The organism is Dactylosporangium sp. NPDC000555 (assembly GCF_040300025.1).
Taxonomy (GTDB): Bacteria; Actinomycetota; Actinomycetes; order Mycobacteriales; family Micromonosporaceae; genus Dactylosporangium.
Genome location: NZ_JBEPDB010000001.1, coordinates 262,739 through 278,350 on the forward strand (window position 1 = coordinate 262,739; position 15,612 = coordinate 278,350).

At 68.4% G+C, this 15,612-nt stretch carries 16 protein-coding genes; 9 read left to right on the forward strand and 7 right to left on the reverse strand.

Annotation, left to right across the window (positions count from 1 at the left end; translation table 11 throughout):
* The first annotated feature begins 31 nt into the window (after positions 1-31).
* Genes ABT297_RS01290 through nuoH form a run of 3 tightly spaced genes read left to right on the forward strand, consistent with a single transcriptional unit; the run spans position 32 to position 2,081 of the window.
* Entirely contained in the window at positions 32-541 is a 510-nt protein-coding gene (locus ABT297_RS01290) for an NADH-quinone oxidoreductase subunit B (protein WP_366224302.1), read from the forward strand.
* On the forward strand, positions 538-1,110 hold the full coding sequence (locus tag ABT297_RS01295) for an NADH-quinone oxidoreductase subunit C (RefSeq protein WP_350543272.1): 573 nt from the start codon (positions 538-540) through the stop codon (positions 1,108-1,110). The genes ABT297_RS01290 and ABT297_RS01295 overlap by 4 nt, the downstream gene beginning before the upstream one ends.
* Positions 1,110-2,081: an NADH-quinone oxidoreductase subunit NuoH gene (nuoH, locus tag ABT297_RS01300; protein WP_350543274.1), complete on the forward strand. Its 972-nt coding sequence runs from the start codon at positions 1,110-1,112 to the stop codon at positions 2,079-2,081. The genes ABT297_RS01295 and nuoH overlap by 1 nt, the downstream gene beginning before the upstream one ends.
* On the opposite strand, the gene ABT297_RS01305 is transcribed toward nuoH, so the two are convergent.
* Together ABT297_RS01305 and ABT297_RS01310 are read right to left on the reverse strand one after the other, a co-directional pair.
* Entirely contained in the window at positions 2,047-3,465 is a 1,419-nt protein-coding gene (locus ABT297_RS01305; RefSeq protein ID WP_350543276.1) for a pyridoxal phosphate-dependent decarboxylase family protein, read from the reverse strand. The two genes, nuoH and ABT297_RS01305, sit on opposite strands and share 35 nt — an antisense overlap.
* 6 nt (positions 3,466-3,471) lie before the next feature.
* Positions 3,472-4,818, reverse strand: a complete 1,347-nt coding sequence (locus tag ABT297_RS01310) for an MFS transporter (RefSeq protein WP_350543278.1) — start codon at positions 4,816-4,818, stop codon at positions 3,472-3,474.
* Between ABT297_RS01310 and ABT297_RS01315 the strand changes: the two genes are divergently transcribed.
* Positions 4,817-6,277: a gamma-glutamyltransferase gene (locus ABT297_RS01315; protein WP_350543279.1), complete on the forward strand. Its 1,461-nt coding sequence runs from the start codon at positions 4,817-4,819 to the stop codon at positions 6,275-6,277. The genes ABT297_RS01310 and ABT297_RS01315 overlap by 2 nt on opposite strands.
* A gap of 19 nt (positions 6,278-6,296) precedes the next feature.
* On the opposite strand, the gene ABT297_RS01320 is transcribed toward ABT297_RS01315, so the two are convergent.
* Positions 6,297-7,040, reverse strand: a complete 744-nt coding sequence (locus ABT297_RS01320; RefSeq protein ID WP_350543280.1) for an SDR family oxidoreductase — start codon at positions 7,038-7,040, stop codon at positions 6,297-6,299.
* Positions 7,041-7,122: 82 nt separating this feature from the next.
* Between ABT297_RS01320 and ABT297_RS01325 the strand changes: the two genes are divergently transcribed.
* Complete coding sequence (locus tag ABT297_RS01325) at positions 7,123-7,596, forward strand: RrF2 family transcriptional regulator (protein WP_350543282.1); 474 nt, start codon at positions 7,123-7,125, stop codon at positions 7,594-7,596.
* A gap of 28 nt (positions 7,597-7,624) precedes the next feature.
* Here the strand turns inward: ABT297_RS01325 and ABT297_RS01330 are convergent, their stop codons facing one another.
* Positions 7,625-8,926, reverse strand: a complete 1,302-nt coding sequence (locus tag ABT297_RS01330; RefSeq protein WP_350543284.1) for a hypothetical protein — start codon at positions 8,924-8,926, stop codon at positions 7,625-7,627.
* Positions 8,927-9,111: 185 nt separating this feature from the next.
* On the opposite strand from ABT297_RS01330, the gene ABT297_RS01335 reads away from it, so the two are divergent.
* Both ABT297_RS01335 and ABT297_RS01340 read left to right on the forward strand, forming a co-directional pair.
* A complete protein-coding gene (locus tag ABT297_RS01335; protein WP_350543286.1) occupies positions 9,112-9,927 on the forward strand; it encodes an MBL fold metallo-hydrolase in 816 nt (271 codons plus the stop codon).
* Between the two features lie 166 nt (positions 9,928-10,093).
* On the forward strand, positions 10,094-10,621 hold the full coding sequence (locus ABT297_RS01340; protein WP_350543288.1) for a hypothetical protein: 528 nt from the start codon (positions 10,094-10,096) through the stop codon (positions 10,619-10,621).
* A gap of 335 nt (positions 10,622-10,956) precedes the next feature.
* Here ABT297_RS01340 and ABT297_RS01345 read toward each other — a convergent pair whose 3' ends face one another.
* From ABT297_RS01345 to ABT297_RS01355, 3 genes are all read right to left on the reverse strand, one after another.
* On the reverse strand, positions 10,957-11,277 hold the full coding sequence (locus tag ABT297_RS01345; protein WP_350543290.1) for a putative quinol monooxygenase: 321 nt from the start codon (positions 11,275-11,277) through the stop codon (positions 10,957-10,959).
* 142 nt (positions 11,278-11,419) lie between these two features.
* Positions 11,420-11,950, reverse strand: a complete 531-nt coding sequence (locus tag ABT297_RS01350) for a GNAT family N-acetyltransferase (protein WP_350543292.1) — start codon at positions 11,948-11,950, stop codon at positions 11,420-11,422.
* A gap of 586 nt (positions 11,951-12,536) precedes the next feature.
* Positions 12,537-13,073, reverse strand: coding sequence for a Uma2 family endonuclease (locus ABT297_RS01355; protein ID WP_350543294.1), 537 nt, complete (start codon positions 13,071-13,073; stop codon positions 12,537-12,539).
* Between the two features lie 562 nt (positions 13,074-13,635).
* Here ABT297_RS01355 and ABT297_RS01360 point away from each other — a divergent pair.
* Together ABT297_RS01360 and ABT297_RS01365 are read left to right on the forward strand one after the other, a co-directional pair.
* A complete protein-coding gene (locus tag ABT297_RS01360) occupies positions 13,636-14,958 on the forward strand; it encodes an AAA family ATPase (protein ID WP_350543296.1) in 1,323 nt (440 codons plus the stop codon).
* Between the two features lie 38 nt (positions 14,959-14,996).
* A complete protein-coding gene (locus ABT297_RS01365) occupies positions 14,997-15,608 on the forward strand; it encodes an RloB family protein (RefSeq protein ID WP_350543568.1) in 612 nt (203 codons plus the stop codon).
* Positions 15,609-15,612 lie beyond the last annotated feature (4 nt).

The following is a 15,612-nucleotide window of genomic DNA, read 5'->3' on the forward strand; positions in this document are numbered from 1 at the left end:
GGATACAAGCTCCGGCGAGTAGGCTATCGCCATGTCGGGAGTGCTGGGTGAGCCGATCAAGTTCGTGCTCAACTGGGGGCGGCGCTACTCGCTGTGGGTGTTCAACTTCGGGCTCGCCTGCTGCGCGATCGAGTTCATCGCCACCTCCATGGGGCGCCATGACTTCATGCGCCTCGGCGTCATCCCGTTCGCCCACGGGCCGCGGCAGGCCGACCTCATGGTCGTGTCCGGAACGGTCACCGACAAGATGGCGCCCGCGATCAAGCGGCTCTACGACCAGATGCCCGAGCCGAAGTACGTCATCAGCTTCGGGGCCTGCAGCAACTGCGGCGGGCCCTACTGGGACTCGTATTCGGTGACGAAGGGCGTCGACCAGATCATCCCCGTGGACGTGTACGTCCCGGGTTGCCCGCCGCGGCCGGAGGCACTGCTGCACGGGATCATGCGGCTGCAGGAGAAGATCGCCGGGGAGCAGGCCGGGCTCGGCGGCACGCCCAGGCCCGACGTGCGGGCGCTGACCGCCCCGCTGGTGAAGCCGTGAACCCGGCCGAGGTCGGCGAGCGGCTGGTCGGCGCGCTCGGGGCCGGCGAGGCGTCGCAGAGCGGCGGCGGGCAGTTCGCCCGGGCGACCGTCGACGTGCCGGCGGAGCGCTGGGTCGAGGCGATCCGCACCGCCCGGGACGAGCTGGGCTGCGACTTCTTCGACTGGCTGTCCGCCGTCGACGAGCTGCCCGGCGGGTTCACGATCGTGGCGCACCTGTGGTCGACCGGGCAGCGGCACGGCGTGCTCGTGCGCACGGCGCTGCCGCGGGAGGAGCCCGCGCTCGCGTCCGTCGTCGCGTTGTTCCCGGGCGCGGCCTGGCACGAGCGGGAGACCCACGAGATGTTCGGCATCGCGTTCGAAGGCCATCCCGGCCTCGCGGCGCTGCTGCTGCCGCCGGAGTTCGAGGGGCACCCGCTGCGCAAGGAGTTCGTGCTCGCCTCGCGCGTGGCCAAGCCCTGGCCGGGCGCCAAGGAGCCGGGCGAGAGCGAGCACGCGGCGAGCAAGCGCGCGCCCATGCGCCCGCCCGGCGTTCCGGAGCCCGGCGCGTGGCCGGGAGGGCGCGGCTGATGCCGGTCTGGCTTGAGCTGGTGATCCGCGTCCTGGCGGTCGTCGTCGCGTTCCTCACCTTGCCGCTCATCGTCGGCCAGGCCGAGCACAAGGTGATGGCGCACATGCAGGGGCGCCTCGGGCCGATGTACGCCGGCGCGTTCCACGGCTGGGCGCAGCTCGTCGCCGACGGCGTGAAGTTCGTGCAGAAGGAGGACATCACCCCGCGGGCGGCCGACCGGCCGGTGTTCCGGCTCGCCCCGGTGATCGCCCTCCTGCCGTACCTGGTCGTCCTGCTGGTCATCCCGCTCGGCCCGAACGGACTGGTGGCCCAGTCGCTGGACATCGGGCTGTTCTTCGTGCTCGCCGTGGTGGGCGTCGGCGTGGTCGCGGTGCTCATGGCCGCGTGGGCCAGCGCGAACAAGTACGCGCTGCTCGGCGGCCTGCGCGCGGCGGCACAGCTGCTCGGCTACGAGCTGCCGTTCATCCTCGCCGCGCTCTCGGTCGCGATGGCCGCGGGCACGCTGTCGCTGTCCGGGATCGTCGAGGCGTGGCGGCCCTGGTGGCTGATCTGGCAGCTGCCGGCGATGCTCGTGTTCTTCATCGCCGGGCTGGCCGAGATCCGCCGGCCGCCGTTCGACATGCCGATCGCCGACTCCGAGCTCGTGTTCGGCTACATGACCGAGTACACCGGCCTGCGCTTCGCGTTCTTCCTGCTCGCCGAGTACGTCGGCATCGTCGTCATCGCGGCGCTGACCACCGTGCTGTTCCTCGGCGGCTGGAAGGGGCCGTTCGGCCTCGACGAGCAGCTCGGCTGGGCCTGGACCCTGATCAAGGTCTTCGCCGTGTCGTTCGTGGTGATCTGGGTGCGGGTCTCCTACCCGCGGCTGCGCGAGGACCAGCTGCAGCGGCTGTGCTGGCTGGTCCTGGTCCCCGCCGCGCTGGGCCAGCTCGTGCTCACGGCCGCCGTGAAGGTCGCTGCAGGAGACTGAGAAAAGCCACAAGCAGCTGCTCTCGTACCGCGGGATCCGCCGCGTCCAGCAGCGAGTTCACGACGGCCATGCGCTCCGGCAGCGCCCCGCCCGAGCCGAACCCCAGCGCACCGGCCAGCTGCTCGACCGGGGCCGTCGCCAGCAGGTCGAGGATGCCCGGCGGCAGCTCGACCGGGCCGTGCTCGCGCGCCGCGGCCACCGACGCGGACAGGTCAGCCTCGAACTCCGCGACGCGGGGTGCCACGGCGGCGGTGACGGTCAGGTGCACCGAGGCCGGGATGTCGCCGTGCCGGAACTGGGGCTGGGTGTGCCAGCCGCGGGCGGCCAGCTCGTCGGCGAGCACGAAGAGGTTGACCGCCGAGGACATGAAGGCGACGACCGTCGACTCCCGCGGTACGACATGAAGGTCTTGGATCTTGGAAACGGCGCCGGCGATCGCCGCGGTGGCGTCGCGCGTCCTCGCCGCCAGCGCCAGGTAGCCGTCGTCGCCGATGTGGCGCAGCGTCGCCCACGCCGCCGCGATCGGGCCGCCCGAGCGGGTCGAGGAGATGACCGGGTTGACCATGGTGTACCCGGGCCAGTCGGCGTAGCCGAAGTACTGCGACGCGCGCAGCCGCTCGTCCCGGTGCAGCAGGATCGAGACGCCCTTGGGCGTGTACGCGTACTTGTGCAGGTCGACCGAGATGCTCGTGACCCCGGGGACGGACAGGTCGAACGGCGGGACGGGCTCGCCGAGGCGGCGCAGGTAGGGCAGCGTCCAGCCGCCGAAGCACGCGTCGACGTGACAGCGCACGCCCGCGGCCGCGGCCGCCGCGGCGATCGGCTCGACCGGGTCGATCAGCCCGTGGGCGTACGACGGCGCGGAGCAGGCGACGAGAACCGTCTCCGGGGTGATCGCCGCGGCCACCGCCGCAGGGTCGACGCGCAGCGTTACCGGGTCGACCGGGACGGTGTCGAGCGCCACCCGTAGGTACGCGGCGGCCTTGGCCAGCGCGGCGTGCGCGGTGACCGGCATGACCAGGCGCGGGGCGGCGACATCCGGGCGGCCGTCGCGGGCCGCCTTCACCGCGAGGATGAGCGACTCGGTGCCGCCGCTCGTCACGCTGCCGACCGTGCGCTCGTCCCCGCCGAGGACCTGCGCGGCCGCGCCGACGAGATCGTTCTCCATCGCCAGCAGCGACGGGAACGCGGTCGGGTCGAGCCCGTTGACGTGCGCCGACATGGCGTGCGCCGCGGCGGCGAGCTCGTCGAGGCCGGCCAGGCCCGGGTCGTAGACGTAGGCGAACAGCCGGCCGCCGTGCGTCGGCAGGTCGCCGCCGCGCATGGCCCGCAGCTCCGCCAGGACCTCCTCGGCCGGCAGACCGTGCTCCGGTAGCGCACCCATCGTGGTTCAGACCTCCGTCGGCAGTCGCTCTTCGTCGCGGCGCAGTCGCGCCTCGTCCAGGTCATAGCCTCGCAGTGTGAACAGCGCCAATGCCATGACGACGGCGGGCACGACGGTGAAGCCGAGCAACACGCCGACCCGTGCCGTGTCGGTCTGCGCGGCGGCGGTGCCCGAGTCGCTGGAGACGTATCCGAACGCGGCCAGGATCAGCGCGAAGATGCCCGGGCCGAGCGCGAGCCCGAACGTCTCGCCGGCCGTCCACAGCCCGGTGAACACGCCCGCCTGGCGTCGCCCCGTGCGCGCGGCGTCGTAGGCGATGCAGTCGGGCAGCATGGCCAGGCCGAAGACCTGCTGACCGGCGTAGCCGCACCCGACCAGGCCGGTGATCACGTACGTCGCGGCCGCGGGCAGGACCGGCGCCAGCGCGATGAGCGCGGCGGCCGCGGCGAAGAGCAGCGAGGCCAGCACGTACGCACGCAGCTTGCCGATCCGGGCGCCGACCCGCGACCACAGCGGCATCACCAGCAGCGCCGGGCCGACGAAGCACGCGAACAGCACGGTGGCACCGGTGTCCGGGTCCCGCAGGATCTGGGTGGCGAAGTAGCTCACCCCGGCCAGCATCGTGGCGATGCCGGCCGCCTGGACGATGAAGCAGATCAGCAGCCGGGTGAAGGCGCCGTTGTTCCGTGCCGTGCGCAGCTGCCGCCCGAGGCTGGACTCGCTCTCCAGGATCCGGCCCGTCGGGGCGCCGCGGGTGCCGAGGAAGGATCCGACGGTACCGAGGACGATCAGGATCGCGACGAAGACGCCCATCGCCCGGTGGCCCGGGATGCCACCGCCGAACTGCTTGGTCACCATCGGGGCCACGGCGCCGGAGACCAGGATCGCGACCGCGAGCAGCGCGACCCGCCAGGTCATGAGCCGGGTCCGCTCGGCGTAGTCGTCGGTCATCTCGGCCGGCATCGCCACGTAGGGGACCTGGTAGAACGCGTATGCGGTGGCGGTGGCGAGGAAGACCACGGCCACGTAGACGCCGCTGCGCACCGGCGCGGCGAAGATCGCGGCGAACAGCACGGCGACCGCGAGACCCCCGCCGAGCAGGAAAGGCCGCCGGGCGCCCCATCTGGTGCGAGTACGATCGGAAATCCGCCCGGCAACCGGGTTGATCAGCACATCCCACGCCTTCGGCGCCAGCACCAGCAGCCCGGCGATCCCGGCCGTGACGCCCAGGGTGTCGGTGAGGTAGGGCAGGAGCAGCAGACCTGGCACGGTGCCGAAGGCTCCCGTGACCAGCGAGCCGAGCGCGTATCCCGCCCGAACGCGACCGGGCAGTGACTCCGACGGGTGATCCATGGTTCACGGATGCTACCGCGAGTTTTCTTCATGGAAGGGCCCTGATCCGAAGATCCCGGCGGGTGTCGCCGCGGGCCATCCCGCCACCGCCGAGGTGGGCCTACGCACCCTCGAGGCCGGTGGCTCCGCCGCGGACGCGGGCGTGGCCGCCATGCTGGCCGCGTGCGTCGCCGAGAGCGTGCTGACCGGCGTCGCCGGCGGCGGGTTCGCGACGTACCACGAGGCCGCGACCGGCACCACGACGTGCCTGGACTTCTTCTGCGCGGTGCCGGGCCTGGACGCCACCCGCCCCGCCGCCCCCATGGAGCCGATCGCGGTCACCTTCGGGAGCGTGCCGCAGCGCTTCGAGATTGGCGCCTCCAGTGTCGGCGTCCCCGGCGTCCCCGCGGGCTGCGGCGCCCTGCACCGCCGCTGGGGCCGCCTGCCGTGGCGGCGCGTCGTGGACCCGGCCCGGTCGCTGGCCCGCAGCGGCACCCTGCTGCCGCACGCGCACGCCGCGACCCTGGCAGCCCTGCGGGCGGCTATGCTGCCCGGCTTCGGAGCGAAGGTGTACGCCCCGACCGGCCGCCTCCTGACCGGCGGCGACCTGCTGTACCACCCGGGCCTGTCGACGGCCCTGAGCATCCTGTCCGACGAGGGCCCGAGCGCCTTCTACCGAGGCTCCATCGCCGAACAGACGGTGGCCACGGTGCAGTCCGGCGGCGGCATCCTGACCCGTACCGATCTCGCGTCGTACCGCGTCCTGTCCCAACCCGTGGCGGCGGCCTCCCTGGCCGGCCGGACGGTGCTGGCACGGCGCGACCTGAACGGATTTATCGCGACCTTGGATGCTCTGGCCGATGTAGCGGACCTGCCGCGACCGGCGCGGGCGGTCGCTTTGGCGAACGCCCTGCGCTCGGACGCCCCTCAACGCCCGGACGACACCACGAACATCACGGTGGTGGACCCCGAGGGCAACGCCTGCGTGACCACCCTGACCCTCGGCATCGGCTCCGGGATCTGGCTGGACGGCCTGGGCGTGCACCTGAACTCCATGCTCGGCGAGGGCGAGCTGATCCGACCCGGCACGAGCCCCGGCGACCGCATGGCCTCGTGCATGTGCCCCACGGTGGTGACGGCCCCGGACGGCCGGCTGCTCCTGGCCATAGGCTCGGCCGGCGCCACCAGAATCCGCATGGCCCTGCTCCACACTTTGATCAACACTCTGATCGACGGCACCGACACGGCGACCGCGATCCACCGCCCGAGATTCCACGTGGTGTCGGACGTAGTCCACGTCGAGCCCGGCTACCCGGACGACGAGCTGGAGGCCTTGTCGGAGGCCGGCTACAAACTCCAGCAGTGGGACCACCTGGACCACTACTTCGGCGGCGTGAGCGCGGTAGGCACGTCTGGCGCCGCCGGCGACCCAAGAAGAGGCGGCACCGGCCGCCACCTGTGGCCTGGACAGAGCTGGTGAAGTCGCGGGCCTCGTGGTGCTATCGCTGCTGCTCGAGCCACTGGTCGAAGGTGGTCGGCGCGATGCGGGCACCCTCGCCCGGCAGCAGCACGTCACCGGCCATCGCCGGACCGAACAGCGCCGACCAGGTCGGCACGAGCGTGACCGCGCGGCCGCGCGCGGAGTTGGTGCGCCGGGCCATGTCGACCAGGTCCTGCGGGTCCGGACCGGCGATGTCGGCGTAACGCCCCTGGGGCTCGCCGGTGGCGATCTCGGCGAGGATGTCGGCCACGTCCGCGGGCGCGATCGGCTGCACGAGCAGCGGGGCGATGGTGGCGACCCCGTCTTGCTCGGTCCAGCTGGTCACCATCGCGGCGAAGTCGTGGAACTGGGTGGCCGGGACGATCGTCCACGGCACCGGCCCGGCGGCCACGAGGCGCTCCTGCTCCCGCTTGCCCGCGTAGTGCGCGTTGCCCTCGACGCGATGGATCCCGGCGATGGAGAGCAGCACGTGGTGCCGGACTCCGGCCCGCTGTTCGGCCGCCAGGAGGTTGCGCGTGGTGGTGCCGAAGAACGCCACCGTCTCTGCCGGGTCGGCCGCCGTGCTGTTGGTGACGTCGACGACGGCCGCGACGCCGGTCAGGGCGTCGGCGAGGCCGTCACCGGTGGACAGGTCCACTCCGTGGGAGCGGCTGATCCGCACGACCTCGTGCCCGTCCCGTTCGAGGGCAGTGACGGTGAGGGTCCCGATGTTTCCTGTCGCGCCGGCAACTGCGATCCGCATGATGATCTCCCCCTTGGCGTTGTCGTCGGCGACGCTATCATGGACTAAATAGATCTACAATATCTGCGATAGACTCGGCGGTGTGAAGCTGCCTGTGAGCACCGAATGGGTCCTGCACTGCGCCACCACGCTGGCGCAGCTCGAACCGGGAACCACCGCGTCCACGGCCCAGCTCGCGCAGTACTACGACCTCCCGCCGGCCTACCTCGCCAAGCAGCTCAAGGCGCTCGTCAAGGCCGGTTTGCTCGCCGCCACCACCGGCCCCCGGGGAGGATTCCGGCTCGCTCGGCCCACCGCCGACATCACCCTGCTGCAGATCGTCGAGGCCGTCGACGGCGCGTCCCCGCCCTACGAGTGCCGCGAGATCCGCCAGCAGGGACGGGGAGCACTACCCCCCGAGGACTGCCGCGACACCTGCATCCTGGCCGAGAAGATGGCCGACGCGCACCAGGCATGGCGCCGCAGCCTCGCCGACGTCACCCTTGCCGACGTCCTCACCGCGCTGCCCCCGACCGCACCGGCCCGCACCCGATCCCGCCTGGCGAGCATCCGCTGACACCTGCGGCGTTGAGCACGCCCGTTGATCATTCTGAGGGGGCGGTGGACTCGCGCCGGCGGGCGTGCCACGCCAGGAGGAGGAACGCCACCGCAGTGGCCGTTATCTCGATGGTCAGCACGACGTGCAGTGACAACCCGGCGTGGAGCGCGGGCACGAGGAACGTGATGAGCCCTCCGATCACGACCGCCAATCCGATCCGCCGAAGTCGTTCCGCCCGGCGTGACCGCTTCGGCGCCTCCCGGCCGGTCAGCGCTTCCCTGGCGGCCCCCGCGAACGCGGCGGCATACCAGATGAATCCTGCTGAGGCTGGCACCGCTGGTACGAACTGGGGCACCTGCTCGTCCGGGTTGTCGGTGGTGAGTCGGGTGGCGCCCGCGGCGGAGACGGCGAACACCCTGCCGTCGTAGCGCTCCATCGTGGCCATGAGCCCGTCGGTGGGGAGCGACCGCCACTGCTTCGGTCGCGTCGCCACCCAGGCCCGGACGCCGTCGCTGGTGGTCAGTTGATACTCGTCCAGTCTGTTTCTGCGGACCTTGACCAGGTCGACCACCCGCACCGTCTCCAGCGACCTGCAGCCCGACGTGACCGTTTCCGAGCATGGCGGCGCGTGGTGGTACTGCCACGACTCCCAGCCGTAGTCGATCAAGACAGCGATCAACCCGGCCGTCAACGACCCGAACAGCACCACCGAGACGACACCGACCCAGTACGCGCCGCTCGGCCCCGGCCTGACGCCCGGAGGAGGGTCGGACTCGGCACCCTGGTTGCCCGATGCGCGTGAGCGCGCGACCCGCAGCGCCCACCAGACGACGGCCAGGAAACGAAGAACCCGGTACAGCAGCGTGAAGGCCAGCACCGTGATGAGCGTGATGTCGACGATCGCCAGGACCCACACGGCGACGTTCGCGACCGGCCCGATGCCGACCTCGTCCTGCCGCTCCAGAAGGGTCCCGAACGCAAACGTGATCGCCGCCGGTACCGCCAGGAGCGCGACCCCGTGCCCGAGCGACCTGAGCGACGACCGCACCGTCCGGGACGGCTCATGCCGCTGGTCGGGGCGATCGGCGCCGTGCACCGCGTCCGGCGGATTCCCGACCGGCGTCGCCCCGGCGTCAGATGGGCCACGATTGAAGCGCCGAACAATGTGTACCGTGCCGTAACCGGCGACGACGAGCCCGGCAAGTAGCAGCAGCGCACCGGGCACGGCCGGCACCCAAGCGGTCAGCGCGATCAGCCCCAGTGCGGGCAACAGCACGACGACGTACCAGACGACGAACCACGCCACCCGGCGCCACGGCGTGCCGTCCTTCTCAGCTGATTCGTCCACAACCTTGGATTTTCGCGCACCGGCACAACGCAGAGAAGTGCGTCGACGCCCCTCTGTCCCAGCGAATTTTGGCTAATCCGATCCCTGCGGGGTTACCCGGCGAGCGCGTGCCCATGCCTGTCGCGATGCGAGGACCGGCCGCGAGTGTGTGGTGCGAAGACCGGCCGCGAGGGTATAGGGAAACCGTGCCGGACATCCTCACAGCGCTGCCGGCGGACGCGTGCGCCGCCACCGTCCTCGGCGGCCCGACCGTCGTCCTCGCCCTCGGCGGCCTGCGCATCGTCAGCGACCCCACGTTCGACCCGATCGGCCAGCACGGGTACCTCACCAAGACCATCGCACCCGTCGCGACCGAGGAGCAGGTCGGCGCGGTCGACGTCGTCCTGGTCAGCCACCAGGAGCACCCGGACAACCTCGATGATCGCGGCCGAGCCTTCGCGCTGGCCGCACCGCTGGTGCTGGCCGGTCCCCGGTCGGCGGAGAAGCTCGGCTCGCCGGCCGTCGGGCTGGCCCCTTGGACCGAGCGCTCGCTGCCCCGCCCGGACGGCGGTGGCGAGCTGACGGTGCTCGCGGTCCCGGCCGTCCACGGCCCAGAGGACGGCGAACGCGACCCCTTCGGCAACGTCAACTGCGAGGTCATCGGGTTCGTCCTGTCGGGGCAGGACCTGCCCACCGTCTACATCAGCGGCGACAACGCCTCGATCCGCACCGTGGCCGAGATCGCCCGCCGCGCGCCGGCCATCGACGCCGCCGTGCTGCACGCCGGGGCGGCCCGGGTGCCGGCGAAGTTCGGCGGACGCCCCCTCACCATGGACAGCCGCCGCGCCGCGGCCGCCGCCGCCGTACTCGGCGCCGACGTTGTCGTCCCGGCACACTACGACGGCTGGGCCCACTTCTCCGAGGGGCGCGACGACCTCGAGGTGGCCTTCCAGGAGGCCGGCCTCTCTTCGCTGCTGTTCGCCACCGAGCACGGCTCCTGGACGCCGCTGCGCCGCGGCTGAGCCGAGGGCATTCGCTCGACGGAAGCCCCTGCTCGGCGACGTCCCCTGTCCACCGGCGCCAGCGCAGCATGCAGCACGCCTGTACGAATAGCGCCCCACTCCGTCCGGGCGCAAACTATCCTTCATGACTCGAGTGCGCGACGCCGTTGTCACTCTGATCTGCCTTATGATCCTGGTCCCGCTGCTGGTGCTATCGACAGCGGTTGCCGGGCTCAATCCCCGGCACCGGTCCGGCATCCCACTGTCCGCAGTGGAGCTTCCTTTCCTCGACAGACCGCATTCGGCCGGTACCCGGCCACCGGCGTTGGACGAAGTAACCGACGCGCTAATCACGATGAAGGACACCGGGTGGGTCGAGGATTTCGGTGGCCAAGATGGTCGGATCTACATCGTGACCACTCGGTTGAGCCCCTCCCCGCTACCCGATCTCGGTCACCGCTTCGATGGCGAAACGGTCGGTGTGATCTACAGTCCACTTGCGAGCCGGTCCAGTCTGGATAAGCAGGGCGACGACTCCACCACCGAGACATGGTGGCAGCGCGCGGATCCTCTGGGCACCTGGGTGACGCTGATGTTCGGCTTTCCCAGGCAGCTCGCCGCCGCACTGCTGCTGACCGTGATCGTCTGGGCGTTCGTCCTGCGCCGGCGCCGCAGAAGGCCGGTACCAGAACCGCAGCCAGCCGCTGCCTCTTAACCAAGAGCTCGTCTCCGCCACCGAAGCCGGGGAGTGGGGCTAGCTGCACCTCACGGGTGCGACGGTGGCTGTCGGCCAAGGCTGGAGCAACGACGACCAGGTGACCGAGCACCGTGGCCTGAAGCACCGGCCAAGACGGCAACCCGATCCCAGTGATCATGGCGCCAAACTTTTGTCGCGCATTCGTCGCGTCGGGCGAGATCCAGCCGTTCCGCCTGAGAGGCAGTGAGACCTACGCACGAGGCCCGTGACCGTGTCACGGGCCTCTTTTGCAATGCCACGCTGCTTCCGCAGGTCGGCGACCCGCGCTCCGAACGCGCGTTGCTGCTCGGCGATCACAGATGCATCGGCCCCTTTCCGGATTCGGCCTGCATGAACGTGACGTCAATGCCGCTCAGGTACTGCTGCCGTTCGGCCAGGAAGTGCTTGGTGTGTGGCTGCTGCTCGTGGAAGTCGAACGCCGCGCGGTCGGCGTACAGCTCGTAGAATACGCGCGTCAGTGGCTCGTCCGGCACAGAGTGCACCACGTACGCCAACGTGTCCGGTTCGTGCCGCTCAATTTCGGGCGTCGTCCGCGACACCAGGTCATCGAACCCCTTTGCGGCCTTTTCGTCGTGGAGGTGGAAGTGGACGACGAGTGCGAATCCCCTGCTCATTGCCTTCCTCTCTGTAGCTTTCGCGACGTATTTGCAGAGCGCGCAACGATAATGGCCTGCGCAAAGCCTCTGACCTGCCGTTTCGCTCCGGCGATCCGCCGTTGGCCGCAGAGCCGCCCACGATCCGCCGACTGCCCACGAATCATTCGGGCGCTTCGCTGACATGGTCGACGAAGCCGAGGCGGCGGTTCATTGCGATCGCGGACGCGTTGAGCGGGTGGTGCAACGTGATGACCCGCCGGTATCCCGACGAGCGTACGAAGCGGATGCCGAGGAGCTTCAGCGCCAGCGACAGACCCTGGCCGCGGTAGGGCGCGAGCACGCCGGTCATCTCGTTGAACGCATATCCCTCGGTCGGGTTCAATGACGTCGCGGACATGCCGATCCACTCGCCATCGCGAACCGCGAGCACGACTGCGCTCGGGTGGAAGCTTGGCACCTCGATGCGCTTCGCCACGTACTCGTCGTACGTGTGGAATGCTCCCCGCTGCGGGATATCGGCCGAGCACGTCTTGTTGAGCTCGTACAACGCCCCGCGGTGGTCGGCCGTGTCGCCGAGCTCGGCGAACGTCGTGAACTCGATACCCGACTCGCGCGCCCTCCGCAGATAAGGCTCGAACTCCCCTTCGTCGAACTCGTCCACGTCCAATTGAAGGCGCACCCAATCCGCCATGATCGAAGCGTATCCCGCCCTCTCGATCACCCCAGCGCTCCTTGAGCAGGACTGCAACGCCATGACCGAGGCGCCGCGCGACCTCGGTCGGCGGCACGCCGGCGATGGCAGCGGCCCGCCGTAGATGCCCCGGAAGAGCCGAGCATCCTCGGCCACGCCGAACGCCTCGACGTGGTGGCGCAACATCGCGACGAGCTGTGGCGGCTGCGGGAAGACCACGCCGCTCGTGGGCTGCGCCGTCATCGGTCCAGTGCGAGCCGACGTGTGGCACTGTCTGGGCGAGCACCGTTCTTCCCCAGCCCGGTCGCCGGGAGCGTGCAGCCGGAGTGCCCGCAGGTCCGCCGCCTCCGAAGGGTGCATGCCCGCGTAGTACAGGCACCCGAAGAAGGCGACCACCCGCTCGGCGCGCTTGCCGAGACTTCGGACGGTGTTGAGCAGCGCGGTCCGCTTCCGCTGGACCGTCGTCACCGCAGCCGGCTTGCCGCCGAGCCGGACGCAGGGTCGGCGGCGTCCCGATTGGGTCGGTCTTGCCTCTTTGAGCTGCCGCGATGTCCGTCGTCGCCCGAGCCGTCTGCCGTATCCGGCGCTACCGGCCCAACAGCGATTCGGTGTCGAGCTGGAACGCGAACGGCCGGTCCGAGGCGAGCACGGCACCGCTCGTAGCTGTCGCGTGCTCGACGTAGTGCGCGCCTTCCAGGCGGTACAGCCGCAACAGCACTACGTCCGAATCCTGCTCGACCAGCAGGTACCACGCGATCTGCGCGGCCGCGTACAGCTGCATGTTCAGGAGGCGGTCTGCCGAGGCGTTGCCCGGCGAGACGACCTCGGACGCCTCGGTCATCGCGCCGTCATCGTCGGTGTCCGCCACGACCAGATCGGGGATGACGATCCGGCCGGTGTGCAGCCGGACGTTGACCGCCTCCCAGACCTCCAAGCCAGCCGCCGAAGCCGGCCCGTCGAGGGCGTTGGCGATCCGCCGGGACAGCCGCTGGTGGCGCTTGGTCGGGGCGGGGCTCACCAACAGGCTCCCATCGAGCAGCTCGATCCGATCCACCGTCTCGCCCAGCGCGAGGTAATCCGCCTCACTCCACGGACCGACGTGCTCTAACACGGTGACGCTCATCTCGGACCACCTCCCGGCCGACACCTGGCTCAAGCTTCTCAAGACCGAAGCCGCAGCTCCACGCAGCGCGGACAAGATCGACCTGCCCACGATCTGCCCACAACCAGCCGTGACCGGCTGGATTCACCCGGACCGGGCCGGACACAAAAGAAGGCCCTCGCCCAGAGTTTCCCCTGGTCAAGGGCCTTCTTTTCTGCCAAGTGGCGGGTAGAGGATTCGAACCTCTGTAGCTTTCGCGACGGATTTACAGTCACAAGATTACTTCGGCCTTGACCTGCATAAACGCTCGGTGCGCCGGAGCCGTTGCCGCGCCTTGACCGCGAGGCATGTCGCAAGCCTCAGCGGTGCCGAGCCGCCGCCCGGACGCTTGACACTCAGACAAACCGCCTAAAATGCCCAGTCGTTGCCATCCACCGGTCGGAACCGCGCCATAGCCGTAGCTCATCATCGACCGAAGCGGTACAGTGCCGATCTTGAAGAGACCCGTACACAGAGGGCCCTTCGCGTGGTTTACTCGCACGGAACGGGCTAATGCCACCCACGAGAGGGGGTCAGCGCCTCGATGCTGCTGAGCTTCCGCTTTGCGAACCACAGATCATTTCTTGATGAACAGCACCTGAATCTCACGCCGATGTACACCAGGTCGGATGAGCAGGTGATTGCCGACGAGGCCGTCCCCGTGGTGGGCATCTTTGGCGCGAACGCATCCGGCAAGTCCAACGCGCTACATGCGCTTGCTTTTATGCGAAGAATGGCGATCGATTCAGACCGAGCGGTCGAGCCAGAACTAAACCTGATTGACAGGGAATGCTTTCACCTCGACCCGGTAGCGCAGGACAATCCATCACGTTACGTTGTGGATCTGTCTATTAACGGTGTGCGGCATACGTATGGCTTCACAATCAACGACGAATGCATTCTGGAAGAGTGGCTATATTACTATCCACTCAAGAAGCGACGGCGTGTATTCGAACGGGAGGGCGACGAGTACAGCTGGGGTGACGAGTCCAGGAAACAAACAGATCTTGAGCGCATTTCAAGCATTACGGCGCCGACTGCACTCTTCCTGTCAACCGTCGCAAGGTTCAGCCGACGCGGGGTGATTTCCGACGGCCCGGAACCGCAGCCTCTACATGATACGTATCGGTGGTTCTTCCGTACCCGCGCGCGGAGCCGTCCAGGCGGCCGGCCTATGCACGTGCTGGGCCGAGTTTTCCCGGAGTCCGAGGAAAACCGCCGGATTATCATCGACCTGCTCCGCGCGGCCGATATCGGAATCCTAGACGTACTTGTTTACCAGCCCACCGAACAAGAAACGCTGTTCGATCTAGAAGACTACGATGGCGTTTCGCGAACATCCACAAGAACTCAGCGGCTTTCTGCAGTGCCCCCTCGTAATCGTAAGCGACTTTTCTTCTCACACCGCGGCCCCAATGGCCCTGGGTTGATTCCAATAGAACAGGAATCAACGGGCACTCAACAACTACTCGACCTGTCAATCGATGCTGCCGTCATTTTGAAAGACGGCGGCACGATGACCGTGGACGAGATCGACGCGAGTTTGCATCCGATGCTCACGGCCAAACTAATCGGGCTGTTCAAAAGCAAGAGCACCAATCCCCACCAAAGCCAACTCATCTTTACCAGCCATGACGCGGCACTCCTCGGCACATTCGATACCGAGGAGGTGCTAGCCCGCGATGAAATCTGGTTTACCGAGAAGGGTGAAGACGGCACCTCAACTCTGTACCCTTTAACGGAATTCAAGCCGCGCAGAGAGGGTGAAAATCGGCAACGTCGTTACCTCAACGGCAACTACGGCGGCGTTCCAGATCTATCAACATACCTTTTTGAACGAGCGCTTGCGGGACGGGACGACGAGTGAGCGCCAGGAAAAGCGGCAACGACGTAGCCCGACGCGGTGTGGCGATAGGCCAAGGCCGTGAAACCAATCTCGAACGCTCACAGGGCCGTCGCGCACAGAGGCGCGCTGTTCTTATAGCAACCAATGGCAAGTCAACCGAGCGGAAGTACTTCGATGCCGTTAAGGCACTCCCGTGGGTTCACGCTGCTCGCGTAGCCGTGGTGTTTACGAATGGCGCGCCAACGGAACTCGTTCGTGATACAGCCCGACGTCGGGACCTAAACGACTTTGATGAGGCATGGGCAGTATGTGACGTCGATGAGTACTTAATCAGTGAACCGTCAGCGACTGCAAGGCGCCTAAAGGTAAAGCTAGCGTGGTCCAATCCTTCGTTCGAAGTGTGGCTAATCCTGCATCATGATAACTGCACAAGCCATCTCGAGAATGGCACTAAAGCATGCCAACGACTGGAAAAGTATGTTGGAAAATGGAACAAGTCGACCCTGAATTTTTCGCAGTTCGAGCAAGGAATTTCAGATGCAGTGACTCGAGCGAAGGAACTAGAACCCTCGCCCGACAATAATCCGTCATCAGGAATTTGGCGCCTTATGGAGGCGCTAGGGCACACGCAGGAAACGGCGGGCAGGAGAACAAGACGAAGGACAGCGTGACGCC